Below are 14,955 nucleotides of genomic sequence, written 5' to 3' on the forward strand. Positions count from 1 at the left end.
GGCCGTGGCTCAGCGACCGGCCACCGGCATTGCCAGCAACTGCAAGCGCTGGGCAATGGCGGCGGCCGGGGTGGCGGGACGGATTTTGCTCCAGCGCCTGTCCGCCGCGTCACCGACGATCAACAAGCTGGAGTGCTGCCCGGGATTCGGCACGATCTGGCCGATGCGACCCCATACAAGGTCCATTTGCACCTTGTCGTCGGTAAGAAAAAACCAGTGGGGCCCATCGATGCCCTGTTTCAAGGTGCAAGCCTTGAGTACCGCCGGAGTGTTGCGCAGCGGATCACTGGTAAGGGAGATAAAGGTGCTGCCGTTCTGGTCCTGCAAGAGTGTGTCGGGGAAGCAGGTTTTCCTGTCGATGGCGCTCATGGCTGATGCTCCATGGCGATGGCGGTGTGCTTGGCGTGGGCGTTGCGTTCACCCCTGAGTTTCTCGACGGCCCGGGCCAGCTCCGTCGGTTCGGTGAGACCGTAGTAGCGGGTCCAGAAACGGTTGTTGCCGTCCCCCACCAGAATCAGCGGCGAGTGGTTCTCGAAGCCACCGCTGTAGGCGCCCAGGCCCTTGAGGGTGGCGTCGACCGACTGCGGCGAACCGGTCAGCCAGCTCCAGCCCGGCCCCTTCTGGAAGGTGCGGGCGTAGTCGTTCAGGCGTTGGGGATCATCACGCTGCGGGTCGATGCTGATCGACACCAGTTGCACCTCGGTGCCGACCCGCGCGCCTAATTGTTTCTGCACCTTGCCCATGATCGAGGACACCACCGGGCAGACCGTGGTGCAACTGGTGTAGATGAAGCCCATGACCACGATCTTGTTGCTCACCAGGTCCTTTTCCAGACTGACGACCTTGCCGTCCTGGTCCAGCAGGGCCACGTCGGCAAACCTGATCCGGGCGGTCTCCGGGCTGGCGGTGCTGGCCGCCATGTCGTGCCCGGTGTGCTCGTCCGCCGAGTGAGCCAGCGCCAGGCTGATACCGAAGGTCAACAGGCAGAACGTCAGCAGTGCGCGATGCGCGAATCGGTTCATGTCAGTTTCCTCTTAGTGGGTATCGCCGGGTTCGGCCCGAACACCCGGCGCGACGCCAGACAAGGGCTGGCCCGAGGCTTTGTCCGTCAAACGAAATTGCACGTCGGCAAGGGCCACCGAAACCTCGTCACGCTCCAGCGTCTGCTCGCTCCAGGTGTCGGGCAAAGCGACTTCGTCGAGTGCAGTCGGGGGCGCGGTCCGCCATACCCCGAACCCGATCAAGGCCATCCCGAGAATCACCGCACTGCCAGCGACTGTGATGGTCCTGTCCATGTCAAAACTCCCCTTCAGAATCTGCTAGCCGGCAATCTCGATGCCGAGCATCGATGTCACCAACAACAGCAAATTGATCAGGAACGAAGGGGGGGATATGCCGATCATGGACTCGGGCCTCGCTACGGGTTATCGGGGGAACACTTCTCGACAAATCGACCGGAGCAATCCGCATGCCACAAAAAAATACGTTGTTAATCAGCTTGTTATAATCACGACTTGATCGGTCGGGGGATATTCCCCACCCAATCCCCCCACTTTTTCGTCGGGGCCACCATTCCCCACTATTGGGGAAAATTCCCCCGGGGTTTCGATCACAGCGGCGCATCCGCGGACAACCCCTGTAAACGCCGATAGTGGTTCAGCACGTTAGGCACGTAACGTTGGGTTTCGGCGAACGGCGGGACTACATTGCCCCGGCTGAGCACCGCTTGCGGGCCGGCGTTGTAGGCGGCCACGGCGAGGCGGATATCGTTGTCGAACATCGTCATCAGGCGCTTGAGATAGCGGGCGCCGCCCTGGATGTTGGCTTTGGGGTCGTAGGCATTGGTCACACCCATTTCGCGGGCGGTGGCGGGCATCAACTGCATCAGCCCGCGAGCGCCTTTGGGTGAAGTGGCGCGGGCGTTGTAGCGCGATTCGGTCTTGATCACTGCATGCAGCAGCGCCGCCGGTAGTTCGTTGGCCCTGGCTGCCGCCGAAACCAGCTCGGCGTAGGGTTGCGCGGCGATCATCTGCGGTTGCTGATCGAGGCTGACCACCGCTGCATCAGGCTCACGAATCACCCGTTCATAGTGGCGTCCGGGGCGGTGGACATTGGACAGGACATAGTTGCCCTTCGCGTCCACGGAAACGAATACATCGGCCTGTGCGGCGCCAGCGAGCGCGAGTAATCCGAGCAATCCTGCGTTGATGGCTTTCATTGGTACGCCTCCCCTGCCCGGCCCCGAAAAATGGGGGTATTGCCCCAATGGCCGGTAGTAAAACAGCCATACGCAAGCACTGTGCCGTAAGTGAAAAGGCCCGTAGCACAGGGGGTGCAAAAAGATGTCCAGTCATGAGCATGGCAATTGCATGCGCTTGTATAGCGACTCTGCTGTCGACTGAGGGAGATCATCATGAATCAGCGACTGTGTTATGCCCGGCGAACCCAAAGCGGGTTCACCTTGCTCGAACTGTTGGTGGTGCTGGTGGTACTGGGGTTGTTGGCCGGCATCGTGGCGCCGAAGTATTTCGCCCAACTGGGCCGTTCCGAAGTGAAAGTGGCCAAGGCGCAGATAGAAGGCTTGAGCAAAGCCCTGGACCTTTACCGCCTGGAGGTCGGCCATTACCCATCGACCGAACAAGGCTTGCAGGCGCTGGTCACCGCCCCCGCCGACGAACCGCGCTGGACCGGCCCGTACCTGCAGAAAAAACTCCCGCAAGACCCCTGGGGCCGCAACTACGCCTATCGCTATCCCGGTGAAAACAGCGAGTACGACCTGTTGTCCATGGGCAAGGACGGGCAGCCCGGTGGCGAAGGCGAGAACGCCGAAGTCACCAACTGGAACTGACAGGAATGGCGACCATGCGCTTTCATCTCAAGGCCGTCGGCAAGGCCGGTGTCGTCTCGATGACCGTCGAGGCGCCGGGGCACAGCGAGGCCAGGCGCATCGCCGAAGACCAGGGCCTGCGGGTGGTCAGCCTGCACGCCGAGCGAAATTGGCGCGCGTTGCGCCTGCACAAGCGCGAGACGTTCAACCTGGTGTTGTTCAGCCAGGAACTGACCACTCTGCTCAATGCCGGTCTGCCGTTGATCGATGCGCTGGAAAGCCTGGCGGAAAAGGAAACCGCGCCACAGGCCCGCAAAACCTTGAGTGAACTGGTGCGCCTGCTTTACGAAGGCAAATCGTTTTCCCAGGCCCTGAGCCAGCTGTCGGCGGTTTTCCCGCCGCTGTACGTGGCGCTGGTGCAGTCCAGCGAGAAGACCGGCGCCGTGGGCGACGCCCTGGGCCGCTATGTCAGCTATCGCCAGCGCATGGACGAGGTGCGCCAGAAGATCATCAGCGCTTCGATCTACCCCTTGTTGTTGCTGGTGGTGGGCGGTGGCGTGGTGTTGTTTCTGATGGGGTATGTCGTACCGCGCTTCAGCCTGGTGTTTGAAGGGCTGGGGTCGAACCTGCCATGGATGTCGCAGATCCTGATGAGCAGCGGCATGTTCCTGCACGCCCACCAGGGCGAATTCTTCGGGGGCTTGCTGGCCATCATCGTCGCCCTCACCCTGCTCCAGCGCCAACCGGCGTTTCGTCGGGGGCTGGACCGCCTGATCGAAAAACTCCCCGCGGTGCACCAGCGCATCTTCATGTATGAACTGGCGCGCTTCTACCGTTCGCTGGGGATTCTGCTGCAAGGCGGCATTCCCCTGGTCACCGCCATGGGCATGGTCCGTGGCTTGCTCACCGTCGCCTCCCGCACGCGCCTGGACCAGGCCTGCGAGCGGGTGCGCGAGGGGCAATCACTGTCTGCCGCGCTGGAACTCAATCACCTGGTAACCCCCGTGTCCCTGCGCCTGCTGCGCGCCGGCGAACAGTCCGGCAACCTCGGGCAGATGATGGAACGCAGCGCCGACTTCTACGACGAAGAAATCAGCCGCTGGATCGAATGGTTCGTGCGGCTGTTCGAACCCTTGCTCATGACCTTCATCGGCCTGTTGATCGGGGTGATCGTGATCCTGATGTACATCCCGATTTTCGAACTGGCCTCGAGCATTCACTGACCCTTTGGTACCGGCCTGGCTGAACGCTGCATTCTTTTTCATTGTTCCCGCCGAATAAATCGGTGCGTTGAACTGTTCATTGAGTTCCCACGGGAAAAAAGAGCAGCACATTGCAAATGTTCATCAACGTTCCAATCTGATTTAAAAGACGGAGAACGACATGCTCATCAATAAGCTTTTACTGGCAGTGGCTATTGGCGCGGTTCTGTCGGCGTCTACCGTATTGATTCCGGACAGCCTGTCCGGAGTTTCCAGTGCTCAGGCCAAGGATGGGGGTAGTGGCGGTGGTGGCGGCGGCAGCGGTGGTGGCGGAAGTGGTGGGGGCGGCGGCAGTGGAGGCGGTGGTGGCAGCGGTGGTGGTGGCGGTGGCAGTGGAGGCGGTGGCAGTCACGGAGGAAGCGGCAGTGGTGGCAACAGCGGCAGCGGCCATAGTGGCGACCACGGCAGCAACAGTGGCCATGGCAGTGCCAACAGTGGTTCGAGCCACTCAGGATCGGTTTCGTCCTCAGGACGCAGCGGCACCCATGATGAGCCTGGGGATGACCATGGCGTTCACCGGTCCGGAGAAGTCGGCGACGATCACGGCGTTCATGCCAATGGCGAGCCCGGTGATGACCATGGTGTCCATGCCAACGGCGAACCCGGCGATGACCGTGGTGTCCATGCCGAGCCCGGTGATGACAAAAGGAGCTGATTCCCACTGATTCCCATACAACACAAAACCCTGTGGGAGCGGGCTTGCTCGCGAAAGCGGTGTGTCATCAAACATTGAGTTGACTGACCCACCGCTTTCGCGAGCAAGCCCGCTCCCACAATAGATTGTGTGAACCCTCTTCTTACAACCCACCCTCAGACTGATCCAGTTCTTCGCGCAAGAACTCAACCAGCGCCTGCACCGGCCGCGAACTCTGCCGGTGTTGCGGATAGACCGCCGACAACGTCAGCGGCTCCGGCCGCAAATCCTCCAGCACCTCCACCAGCCGTCCATCCTTCAACGCAGAGCCGACGATGAACGTCGGCAAATACGTGATCCCCAGCCCGGCAATCGCCGCGTCCTTGAGCAATTCACCGTTGTTGACCCGCATCCGTCCGCTGACATTGACGCTCAATGGCTTGCCCTGCCCCGCAAAACGCCATTGCACCTGTCGACCATGGCCGTACGGCAGGCAGTCGTGACCGTGCAAATTCTCTGGCTTGAGCGGTGTGCCGCGTTCGGTCAGGTACGCCGGGCTTGCGCAGTACACCCGTTCAATGGAAGCAATCCGTCGGGCGATCAGTGTCGAGTCTTCCAGTGTGCCGATGCGCAACGCCAGGTCGTAGCCCTCACCGAGCAAATCCACGGGACGATCGCTCAAATCCATCTCTACCGTCACGTCGCGATAGCGCTGCAAAAACACCGGCAACAGGCAGCCCAGATGCGCCAGTGCGAACGACAGCGGTGCACTCACGCGAATGGTCCCCCGTGGCTCGGTGGTCTGGCCGGCGATGCCCTGCTCCACTTGTTCGACTTCGCTGAGCAGGCGCAAGGCTGACTCGTAATAGCTCTGCCCCAGCGGCGTGACATCCAGGCGCCGGGTCGAGCGATTGAGCAAGCGCACGCCCAGGCGCTCTTCGAGCTGTATCAAGCGGCGGCTGACAAACTGCTTGGACAGGCCCAGTTGATCGGCGGCGGCCGTGAAGCTGCCGGAATCCATCACCTGGCAAAAAATACGCATATCTTCGAAGGGGTTCATTGTCACATCCCGGTTGACAGTCAAACACTTTATAGCCGCTTTTTCCCTTCCGGGCACACCATTAATCTTCGTTCACCGCACTGAAATCACCTTCCCCGAAGGATCTGCGATCTGTTTGCCGCAAGCATTTAAATGGAGTTTCCCCATGTCCTTGCTCCTTGAGCATTTGCTTTCCCTGAGCGCACTGCTGTTGGTAGTCGACGCCCTGCTCTGGCACCTTGCGCCCTTCAAGCATCGCGTCAGCCGGGTCGGTGTGCGCCTGGCGCTGTTTGTGCTGTTCAGCGCGGCGCTCATCAACGCCGGCGTCAGCCCGTTGCAGGCGCCATTGTTTGCCGATGATCGCGTGGCGCAGCTGGGAGCCACGGCACTGGGAATTCTCTGGTGGCTGTACGCCGCGCGGGTGCTCACCGAAGTGATCGGTCTGGCCCTGATGCGGCGCATCGGCCACAGCGGCCGGCTGTTGCAGGATGTCATCGGCGCACTGGTATTCCTGATAGCCGTGGTGGCCGCCGCCGGCTACGTACTGGAGCTGCCGGTGAAAGGTTTGCTGGCGACCTCCGGCGTCGTCGCCATCGTGGTGGGCCTGGCATTGCAAAGCACCTTGAGCGACGTGTTCTCCGGCATCGTGCTCAACACCACCAAGCCGTACCAGGTCGATGACCGGGTTTCCATCGACGGTATTGAAGGCAAGGTGCTCGACATCGACTGGCGCGCCACCCACCTGCTGACCAGCGCCGGCAGCACGGCGGTGGTGCCGAACTCGGTGGCGGCCAAGGCAAAGATCGTCAACCTCAGCCGCCCTTTCAATATGCACGGCGTGTCGATCAGCATTCAGGTGCCCAACCACATCCGCCCGCGCCGGGTACTCGATGCCCTGGACCGCACCCTGCAAGGCAGCAGCAGCCTGCTGCTCGATCCGGCGCCGAAAGCCGTGCTCAAGGAGGCCGGCGAAACCATGTCCGAATACGTGGCCAGCGGCTTCATCGCCGAACTGGGCAAAAAAGGTGAAGTGCGCAATCAACTGTTCGACCTGGCCCATCGGCACCTCGAAGCGGCTGGTATTTCCCGGCAACCCGATGGTGTGATCGAGCCGTCGACCCGCGCTCGGGCCTTGCTCGATGAAGTGAAGATCTTCCGTTCCCTGAGCGCCGAGGAACGGGATCGCCTGGCCCAGAACATGGTGGCGCAGCAATACGCGGCCGGTGAGGTGGTGCTGGATCTGGATGAAGTACCGGACAGCCTGTTCGTCATCGCCACCGGCGTGGTCAGCGCCACCGTCCCCGACGGCAGCACGCAGATCGAAGCCGGGCGCATGGGGCCGAGTGAAGTCATGGGCGAACAGAGCATCCTCGCCGACACCCCGTCCCAGGCACGGTTCACCGCCATGACTTCAAGCATCATCTACCGCCTCGACAAATCCCTGACCCGCAGCTGCATGGAGCAACGACGGGAAGTCGACCGGGCATTGAACAAGCTGCAGGCGGTACGCCAGCAGAACAGCCGGATGGCGTTGATGGCCAAGCCGGTGGCGGTCAGGAAAGGTGGGTTTTTGGGGTGGTTGCAGAACCGCTGATCAACAGATCACACAAAACCTTGTGGGAGCGGGCTTGCTCGCGAAAGCGGTGTGTCAGGCAACATTGCTGTGACTGATGCTCCGTCTTCGCGAGCAAGCCCGCTCCCACAGGTTATGGGTCCGACTGACAGGGCTTACTTGGCCGTGAACTTCATGTAGCTGTTGATCAGATTGCGATAGTTCGGCAGGCGTTCCGACAGCAAATTGGCCAGGCCTTCCATGTCGTTGCGCCAGTCGCCTTGCAGCTCGCAGGCCACGGAGAACCAGTTCAGCAGGTGCGCACCGGCAGCCGACATGCGTGCCCAGGCCGCTTGTTGCACGGTGGTATTGAAGGTGCCGGAAGCGTCGGTCACCACAAACACCTCAAAGCCCTCGGCAATGGCCGACAGGGTCGGGAACGCCACGCACACGTCGGTCACCACACCGGCGATGATCAGTTGCTTGCGACCGGTGGCCTTGATCGCCTTGACGAAGTCTTCGTTGTCCCAGGCGTTGATCTGGCCCGGGCGTGCAATGAACGGCGCGTCCGGGAACTGCGCCTTGAGCTCCGGCACGATCGGACCGTTCGGACCGCTGTCGAAACTGGTGGTGAGGATGGTCGGCAGTTTGAAGAACTTGGCGATGTCGCCCAGCGCCAGCACGTTGTTCTTGAACTCGTTGGGCGAGAAATCCTGTACCAGCGAGATCAGGCCGGTCTGGTGGTCGACCAGCAATACCACGGCATCGTCTTTGTTCAGGCGTTTGTACGGAACGTTGCTCATTGGAAACTCCTTGATGGATGGTTGTCGCAGTCAGCGCCGACCTGTTGGGCCGGCGCTTTTTTTGAATTCGTCAGAAGGCAAAACACGAGCAGCCAAAGGCGCCCCAGAAGCCGGCGAAATCGCTGACCGGCGCGTTCGACAGGCGCGCCCGCTCATGACTGTGGGAATGCACCGCGCACGGCCCGCTGCAATGGTGAACCTGGGCCTGCATCGGCGACGTCGGGCGCCAGTGGCCGGGCACCTTCACCACCGGCGACCAGTCCGGCAGTACCGGTACGCTGGCCGGCCCGAGCTTCTCGAAATCACCGGTGCCGTACACGACCTTGCCGCCGACCACGGTCAACACCGACTCGATCCACTTGATCGCCTCTTCATCGACGCTGAAAAAATCCGCGCTGAGGGCGGCGACGTCGGCCAGTTGCCCGACCTTGATCTGGCCTTTCTTGCCCTGTTCAGATGAGAACCAGGCGCTGCCGTGGGTGAACAGTTCCAGCGCCGTCAGGCGTGAAAGGCCTTCGGCGTGCAACTCCATGCCGCCGACGGTGCGGCCGCTGACCATCCAGTACAGCGAGGTCCACGGGTTGTAGCTCGACACCCGCGTCGCGTCGGTACCGGCACCGACCGGCACGCCCTCGGCCAGTATGCGTTTGATCGGCGGCGTGGCTTCGGCCGCTTTCGCGCCGTAACGCTCGACGAAATACTCACCCTGGAACGCCATGCGATCCTGAATCGCAATGCCGCCCCCCAGCGCCCTCACCCGCTCGATGTTCTGCGGGGTGATGGTTTCGGCGTGGTCGAAGAACCACGGCAAGCCGTTGAACGGAATGTCGCGGTTGACCTTCTCGAACACGTCGAGCATGCGGCTGATGGATTCGTTGTAGGTGGCGTGCAAACGGAACGGCCAGCGTTGCTCGACGAGGTGGCGCACCACTGGCTCCAGTTCGGTTTCCATGGTTTGCGGCAGGTCCGGGCGCGGCTCAAGGAAGTCTTCGAAGTCCGCCGCCGAGAACACCAGCATTTCCCCGGCGCCGTTGTGCCGCAGGAAATCGTCGCCCTGGTGCAGCTTCACGCTGCCGGTCCAGTTCTTGAAGTCGGTCAACTCTTCCTTGGGCTTCTGGGTGAACAGGTTGTAGGCGATGCGCACGGTCAGTTGCTCGTCCTTCGCCAACTGTTCGATCACCTGGTAATCGTCCGGGTAATTCTGGAAACCGCCGCCGGCATCAATGGCACTGGTCAGGCCCAGGCGATTGAGTTCGCGCATGAACTGACGGGTCGAGTTGACCTGATACTCCAGCGGCAGCTTCGGCCCCTTGGCCAGGGTCGAGTACAGAATCATCGCGTTGGGCCGCGCCACCAGCATGCCGGTCGGCTCGCCATTGGCGTCACGCACGATCTCGCCACCCGGCGGGTTCGGCGTGTCGCGGGTGTAGCCGGCGACACGCAACGCGGCGCGGTTGAGCAAGGCGCGGTCGTACAGGTGCAGCACGAATACCGGCGTGTCCGGTGCCGCCTGGTTGAGCTCCGCCAGGGTCGGCATGCGCTTTTCGGCGAACTGGAATTCGTTCCAGCCACCGACCACCCGCACCCACTGCGGCGTCGGCGTGCGGTCGGCCTGATCCTTGAGCATGCGCAAGGCATCGGCCAGTGACGGCACACCTTCCCAACGCAGTTCCAGGTTGTAGTTCAAGCCACCCCGGATCAGGTGCAAGTGCGAGTCGTTGAGCCCGGGGATCACACAACGGCCCTTGAGGTCGATCACCTGGGTGTTCGAGCCACGCAGGGCCATGGCTTGGGCATCGCTGCCGACCGCGACAAAACGCCCGTCGCTGATCGCCACAGCGCTGGCGAGCGGTTTTTCGCGGTCAACGGTATGGAATTGACCATTGAACAGAATCAGATCGGCGTTCATCACGGTTCCTCGTGCAAAGTAGCGGGAGACAGCCAGGGCGCGAACAGACGCGTCGCCATGGGCATGAAGAGGTAAACCACCGACAGTACGATGGTCAGGGTGATCAGGAACGTGGCAACCACGTAGTTGGAGAGAAATGCATTGAGCTGAAGTAGCGGCCCCCAGAGCAGCGGCACCAGCAAGGTGTGCGGCAGGATCACCAGCAACGTCACCACTGCCTGCTTCCAGCGCGGCGGTGGCGTACCGGCCTCGGCCTGGGGCGAGAACCAGAACTCGTTGACTGGATTGACCTCGGTCTGGTCGCCATCGGCCAGCATTGGCGCGGCTTCGTTGACCAGCTCCTGGCGCTGCGGTGAGTCGAGCCAGCGTTGCATCGCCTCGGTCGAGCAAAAGCGCAGCACACTGGTGCAGGTGTCGAGGCCGGCGTGCTTGCCGCGCACCACATCCACACCCAGGTGCCCCACGTTCTGCGCGGCCACCTTGACGATGTTGCGCAGCCAGGCTTCATAAGGCGCTTCAAAACCGGCCTTGACCCGGTGCTTGACGATCAGGGTCACCACCTCATCAGGCCCGGGACTGGCCGGCTCACGGTGATTGGATTCAGACATAACGCAAGGCTCCGGCAAAACGGACATTGAGCGCCAGCCGTCCCGGCCCGGCGATGAAAATGCTGGTGAACACGATCAGCAACAGCCAGCCGAACTGGCCTTCGAAGAGGGTCCACTGCGGGTGCACGACCAACATCGACACCCACAGCAAAAACAGAATAGGCAAACACGCCAGACGCGCCAGCAACCCGGCGACGATCAGCAGCGGGCACACCACCTCGGCGAAAATCGCCAGCATCAGCGTAAGGTTCGCGCCCAGATGGAAAGGGTCTTCGATGTTTTGCAGCTCGGCACTGTAGTGCAGCAGCTTGGGCAAACCGTGTACCCACAACAGCAACAACCCGCCGCTGACCCGCAGGAACAGCAGCCCCCAGTCTTGCGCCCGATCATCGCGTCGCGAAGCGTCCATGGCCCACCCGCACAAATGAAAAACCACCGGCGTCGATGCGCCGGGACTGGATTTGATAGTGCCGGGACGGGGGGAGGAAAAATTGAATGTACGTGCTCTGTTTTGCGGGCACGCCTGGACCTTCAAATCACACAATTCCTTGTGGGAGCGGGCTTGCTCGCGAAAGCGGTGAGTCAGTCAACATCAATGCCGACTGTCATGACGCCTTCGCGAGCAAGCCCGCTCCCACAGGGTTACTCGTTGCTGGCTGCTACTCGGTTAGCCTTGCGGGTCGAGATTATCCAGCGCCCGATTCACCGCCAGCTCACCGAGCATGATGATCTGCGCAATGCCCAGCAGTGAATGGCGATGAGGGCTTTGCTAAACGATTAGGGTGGCGGCTGTACGCGGGTTAGCAGACCAGGGACCAAGGAACCCGGCGCACCGAAGTGCCCCACGCACAGCCACCAAATTGCAGATCGGACCGATCTGAAGGTGACACTGGCGAGCCTTGAAATTTACCGAGCTGCTAAAGCCGATCGCTGCATGGGCAGCGACGCAAGGCGGTGTAGCCTGTGGGTAGTGGGCTGGCGTCTTGTTTTAAACGGCGGGGTGCGAAGGACACTTAAGTTATCGGAGGCAGAGAAGTGTCGATACAGCGGGGTTGATCACCTGCCGTGAGCGCGCTTATTGTGTTGCGTTAAAGCTTGCATGCCCCTGAAACTTGCGGAACATGGTTCGCATGTGTACGGATGTTTTTCGGTGTGGATCTTGCTGTGAGAAATCAAATTAGTCGTATTAAAAAAACCTGCGCCGCAAACGTCACATGTGTGCGACTTCACTGTGGCGTGAGTCCGCATGTGACCTCTCAAATTACTGGATGTACGAAAACTCAAGCCGCACATCTTACATGGGAACGGTCTGTCCCTGGTGTGGGTCCGTTTATGAACCGTAAAATTGCTAGATTGACTAAAACTCATATCGCAGACTTTACATTTGTATGGTTTTTCCCCTGTATGAATTCGCACGTGCGCCTTCAAATGCACGGTTTGATTAAAACCTTTGCCGCAATATGAACAACTAAACAAACTGTCTATGGCACGCACCTGCACCGCGCCGTCTCCAGAAGACACGCCTGAGGTTGAGGGCGAAGGCCCATAGGTCACCACAATAGCGTCGGTTGTAGTCGGCTCCTCTCCGGAACGCAGGACTACAACGGGCAATGTTTGCATCGATACAGAAGGCTCTAAGCCTCCAGAAAGCTCCTCAACAAGCTTCCTCACCTGAGAGTTATCGCCTGCGGGGTTGCTCTCTAGCGTTTGCATGAATGCCTCAATTGAATCAACCACCCCAGCATTCGCCTGCCCACCTTCATTCAAAGGCATGTTTGCAGAAAGCCCCTCGACCAACTCAAACGCACCTTGATCACCCATCGCGACGTCTTGCTCCAATGACTGCAGAAATGCAACTAGTTCGCGCGGTTCAATGGGTTGCTCATCCTCCCCCACCCGCCCATCCCGATCGATATACCGCACCGGTGAATTACCCACAAAACAGTAAAGATTCAACCCATCCACTTCCCCCGCCGGGTCCGGATTGATCCAGCGTTGCTGCCACGGCGCGTAATACCGATAACCGTAGTAATACAACCCGGTCGCGTCGCGTTCCTTGCCTGAATAACCGCGGGTCTTGTACGACGCCTTGGCCCCGTGGTGCGCGATCCACCAGGCCCGGCCGCCGAATGGCAGGTAGCCTTCTTCGCTCAACACCTCGCCTTGTTCGTCGAGCTCCAGCAGGCTGGAGCCGAGGTGGTCCGTGAGGCTGTAACTCAGGTGATCGTTGTCGACCCCGCTGGGTGGCGCGCCCACCCAATGCAGCAGCCGCACCGCGTTGCGCCCGGCCTCGGCCTCCAGCACGTGCCGTTCCTCGCCATTGGCGGCACGGTGGAGTTCCAGCCCCGGCAGGTAACGCACTTCGCTGAGCACGCTACGCCCGGACGCCTGTGCGCAACGCACCTTGCGCAGGCGCTTGCCACCGCCGCCGTAGCGATACAGTTCGAGGTCATCCGGGCCCTGCTCGCGCACCACCGGGGAGACCTGATTCAGCTGGTTACGCGCATCCCACTGCATGAGCTGGCCGCGCAGCAGGTGAGTCTGGTTGCCATTGCCATCAAACTCGCGGGTGAAGTCCGGCGGCGAATCGCCGTCGTGGTGAATCACGCTGCGGTTGCTGTCACTGGCCACGGCCCAGCGCCGGGTGAACGGCTGCGCGCCCAGGTGACTTAGCCGCACAACGTTGTCGCCGGCGTCGTACTCGTACTCTTCGCGGTAGTTGACCAGCGCGTTCGGGTCATTGGCGGCGTGGTAGACCTCGCGGCCGGTGGCGCTGATCAGGCGGTAACGGGTGTCGTAGGTGTAAGTGCTGACGGGATCGATGCGCTGGTTCTTGAAGTACGTGACGGCTTTGGAGCGGTCGTCGACCTGCAGCAGGTTACCCACCGCGTCGTAGGCGTAATGCAAATCCTGCCGCACGGGTTGGCCAGGGCGGCCGGCGCTCAAGCGCTGCAAACGCATGTCCTCGGGACGAAATTGAGCGCGGGTGATCACGCCGTTGCCCGCCCTCTCCTCCTCGACCAGACCGGCGGCGCTGTAACGGATCTCGCTGACCAGCGCGAATTCGCGGGCACCCACGGGCTGTAAAAAAGCCTCGCGCAATTGCCCGGCGCAGGTCCGACCGAAACGGCGACGGTTGAGCCTCGCATCGGTTTGCCAAATGACTTCACCGAGGGCGTCGTAGCGCCAGCGGCTGTCCAGCCCGGGACCAGCCTCCAGGCAGGCATCACGCGCCGCGATCTCGGCGGGCCAGTTGATCGGGTCCAGGGACTGGAGAAAATGGCTGGTCTCCAGCAACGGCAAACCGTGCACAGCGTAATCGGGCATGTGCCGGGTGCTGGCCGGGTCGTCGTGGCGGATCAACTGACCACACTGGTTGCGCGGGCTGCCACCCGGGTCGCCGTAGAGAAAGCGCTCGACGACCCGCGGCGTTCCACTCTCCAACTGCTCGGTAATGGCCAAGGGGCGCAGTTGCTCGTCGTAATGGTGTTGCTGAGTGCTGCGACTGTCCCACCGCTGCAGCACTTGACTGGCCTGACCGGGCAACGACAGTGCCCAGCCGGCATCGACACTGACATTCAACAACAGGCTGCCAGACAAGGCATGGACCGAGGTGCGATTCGGCCCTCGCCCTTCGTTGAAGAAACGCGGATCCTGGCGCTCGACTTCACGGCCCTGCAGATCGAACACCTGTCGTGTGATCTGCGCGTGCGCCGGTTGCTGCGCATCGCCGCGAGCATAAGCGACCGCACGCACGGCCAGGCCTCGCGGGTCAATGACCGTGAGGCTTGGGGTGTGGGTGTGCACGCCTGGGCTGTTCATGCCGCATGAATAACATGCAGTGCCGGGGGGCGGCTACTGACAGAAATGACAGTGGGTGAGGTGTGGCTGGTCAGGACGAGTCGGCTGTCAGACTCGTCCCCATCATTGGATGGGGTACAGCTGCGACAGATGGGTCGACTGTCAGGCCGCCTTCGCGAGCAAGCCCGCTCCCACAGAAGAGCAAAGGCAAAATGGCGTGCACCCACGCTCTTCACCACTCATCAGGCCGAGCGTTAGCTCGCCTGCAGCTCTTGATCTTGATCCACCCGCCCCCTCGGCAGGCTGAGTGGAGGCGTTCATCCGGGGGCAGGCGCGCAGCGCCGTTCGACGAAGTCGAACACATCGAGAGGAGGTCGAGCGAAGCCGACCGGAGGCGATGCCCCCGGATGAATGCCGGAGCGAAGGAACCCCGAGCCCAGGCGAGGGGCCGTACGTTCGGGGCGAGCGTTTTTTGCTTCCTTTTTTAGGCGCTTGTAAAAAAGGAAGTCGCCGTAAGGGC

General features: G+C 61.4%; 12 protein-coding genes and 3 pseudogenes. 4 read left to right on the forward strand and 11 right to left on the reverse strand.

The genetic code is table 11. The features are described 5' to 3' along the window. Positions 1-9: 9 nt before the first annotated feature. The 4 genes and pseudogenes from AC3IT6_RS17870 to AC3IT6_RS17885 all read right to left on the reverse strand — a co-directional run. Positions 10-372, reverse strand: a pseudogene (locus AC3IT6_RS17870) (hypothetical protein); the annotation flags it as partial. Beyond that, positions 366-1,022 carry an SCO family protein gene (locus tag AC3IT6_RS17875; RefSeq protein ID WP_489351609.1) on the reverse strand — a complete coding sequence of 219 codons (657 nt, stop codon included), beginning with the start codon at positions 1,020-1,022 and terminating at the stop codon, positions 366-368. The pseudogene AC3IT6_RS17870 and the gene AC3IT6_RS17875, both read right to left, overlap by 7 nt. A gap of 27 nt (positions 1,023-1,049) precedes the next feature. After that, a pseudogene (locus AC3IT6_RS17880) lies at positions 1,050-1,295 on the reverse strand (hypothetical protein); the annotation flags it as partial. A 314-nt stretch (positions 1,296-1,609) separates the two neighbouring features. Next, positions 1,610-2,218, reverse strand: coding sequence for a lytic transglycosylase domain-containing protein (locus AC3IT6_RS17885; RefSeq protein WP_489351611.1), 609 nt, complete (start codon positions 2,216-2,218; stop codon positions 1,610-1,612). Between the two features lie 195 nt (positions 2,219-2,413). On the opposite strand from AC3IT6_RS17885, the gene gspG reads away from it, so the two are divergent. The 3 genes from gspG to AC3IT6_RS17900 all read left to right on the forward strand — a co-directional run bounded on the left by gspG (position 2,414) and on the right by AC3IT6_RS17900 (position 4,744). Then, the gene (gspG, locus tag AC3IT6_RS17890) at positions 2,414-2,848 is read left to right on the forward strand and encodes a type II secretion system major pseudopilin GspG (RefSeq protein WP_057715501.1); all 435 of its coding nucleotides are present in this window, start codon (positions 2,414-2,416) and stop codon (positions 2,846-2,848) included. 14 nt (positions 2,849-2,862) lie between these two features. Beyond that, a complete protein-coding gene (locus AC3IT6_RS17895; protein ID WP_489351613.1) occupies positions 2,863-4,050 on the forward strand; it encodes a type II secretion system F family protein in 1,188 nt (395 codons plus the stop codon). Positions 4,051-4,210: 160 nt separating this feature from the next. Next, positions 4,211-4,744, forward strand: a complete 534-nt coding sequence (locus AC3IT6_RS17900; protein ID WP_489351615.1) for a hypothetical protein — start codon at positions 4,211-4,213, stop codon at positions 4,742-4,744. A gap of 142 nt (positions 4,745-4,886) precedes the next feature. On the opposite strand, the gene AC3IT6_RS17905 is transcribed toward AC3IT6_RS17900, so the two are convergent. Further along, entirely contained in the window at positions 4,887-5,783 is an 897-nt protein-coding gene (locus AC3IT6_RS17905; protein ID WP_489351617.1) for a LysR family transcriptional regulator, read from the reverse strand. 145 nt (positions 5,784-5,928) lie between these two features. Between AC3IT6_RS17905 and AC3IT6_RS17910 the strand changes: the two genes are divergently transcribed. After that, complete coding sequence (locus AC3IT6_RS17910) at positions 5,929-7,356, forward strand: mechanosensitive ion channel domain-containing protein (RefSeq protein ID WP_489351619.1); 1,428 nt, start codon at positions 5,929-5,931, stop codon at positions 7,354-7,356. 134 nt (positions 7,357-7,490) lie between these two features. On the opposite strand, the gene ycaC is transcribed toward AC3IT6_RS17910, so the two are convergent. The 6 genes and pseudogenes from ycaC to AC3IT6_RS17940 form a co-directional block, all read right to left on the reverse strand. Continuing rightward, positions 7,491-8,117 (reverse strand): isochorismate family cysteine hydrolase YcaC, encoded by a 627-nt coding sequence (gene ycaC / locus AC3IT6_RS17915; protein WP_007977200.1) that lies wholly within the window; start codon positions 8,115-8,117, stop codon positions 7,491-7,493. Positions 8,118-8,187: 70 nt separating this feature from the next. After that, entirely contained in the window at positions 8,188-10,026 is a 1,839-nt protein-coding gene (locus AC3IT6_RS17920; RefSeq protein WP_489351622.1) for an amidohydrolase, read from the reverse strand. Further along, positions 10,026-10,634 (reverse strand): antibiotic biosynthesis monooxygenase, encoded by a 609-nt coding sequence (locus AC3IT6_RS17925; protein WP_489351624.1) that lies wholly within the window; start codon positions 10,632-10,634, stop codon positions 10,026-10,028. The genes AC3IT6_RS17920 and AC3IT6_RS17925 overlap by 1 nt, the downstream gene beginning before the upstream one ends. Further along, positions 10,627-11,043, reverse strand: a complete 417-nt coding sequence (locus AC3IT6_RS17930) for a DoxX family protein (protein WP_489351626.1) — start codon at positions 11,041-11,043, stop codon at positions 10,627-10,629. The genes AC3IT6_RS17925 and AC3IT6_RS17930 overlap by 8 nt, the downstream gene beginning before the upstream one ends. 258 nt (positions 11,044-11,301) lie before the next feature. Next, positions 11,302-11,397, reverse strand: a pseudogene (locus AC3IT6_RS17935) (DUF6124 family protein); the annotation flags it as partial. Between the two features lie 293 nt (positions 11,398-11,690). Then, on the reverse strand, positions 11,691-14,456 hold the full coding sequence (locus tag AC3IT6_RS17940; protein WP_489351628.1) for an RHS repeat-associated core domain-containing protein: 2,766 nt from the start codon (positions 14,454-14,456) through the stop codon (positions 11,691-11,693). Positions 14,457-14,955: the final 499 nt, after the last annotated feature.

It is taken from the genome of Pseudomonas sp. KH_017, from assembly GCF_057840285.1.

Bases quoted from the DNA above. Each gene is read 5' to 3' on its own strand.
- AC3IT6_RS17875 (WP_489351609.1), bottom strand. From the start codon at position 1,022: ATGAACCGATTCGCGCATCGCGCACTGCTGACGTTCTGCCTGTTGACC.
- AC3IT6_RS17885 (WP_489351611.1), bottom strand. From the start codon at position 2,218: ATGAAAGCCATCAACGCAGGATTGCTCGGATTACTCGCGCTCGCTGGC.
- gspG (WP_057715501.1), top strand. From the start codon at position 2,414: ATGAATCAGCGACTGTGTTATGCCCGGCGAACCCAAAGCGGGTTCACC.
- AC3IT6_RS17895 (WP_489351613.1), top strand. From the start codon at position 2,863: ATGCGCTTTCATCTCAAGGCCGTCGGCAAGGCCGGTGTCGTCTCGATG.
- AC3IT6_RS17900 (WP_489351615.1), top strand. From the start codon at position 4,211: ATGCTCATCAATAAGCTTTTACTGGCAGTGGCTATTGGCGCGGTTCTG.
- AC3IT6_RS17905 (WP_489351617.1), bottom strand. From the start codon at position 5,783: ATGAACCCCTTCGAAGATATGCGTATTTTTTGCCAGGTGATGGATTCC.
- AC3IT6_RS17910 (WP_489351619.1), top strand. From the start codon at position 5,929: ATGTCCTTGCTCCTTGAGCATTTGCTTTCCCTGAGCGCACTGCTGTTG.
- ycaC (WP_007977200.1), bottom strand. From the start codon at position 8,117: ATGAGCAACGTTCCGTACAAACGCCTGAACAAAGACGATGCCGTGGTA.
- AC3IT6_RS17920 (WP_489351622.1), bottom strand. From the start codon at position 10,026: ATGAACGCCGATCTGATTCTGTTCAATGGTCAATTCCATACCGTTGAC.
- AC3IT6_RS17925 (WP_489351624.1), bottom strand. From the start codon at position 10,634: ATGTCTGAATCCAATCACCGTGAGCCGGCCAGTCCCGGGCCTGATGAG.
- AC3IT6_RS17930 (WP_489351626.1), bottom strand. From the start codon at position 11,043: ATGGACGCTTCGCGACGCGATGATCGGGCGCAAGACTGGGGGCTGCTG.
- AC3IT6_RS17940 (WP_489351628.1), bottom strand. From the start codon at position 14,456: ATGAACAGCCCAGGCGTGCACACCCACACCCCAAGCCTCACGGTCATT.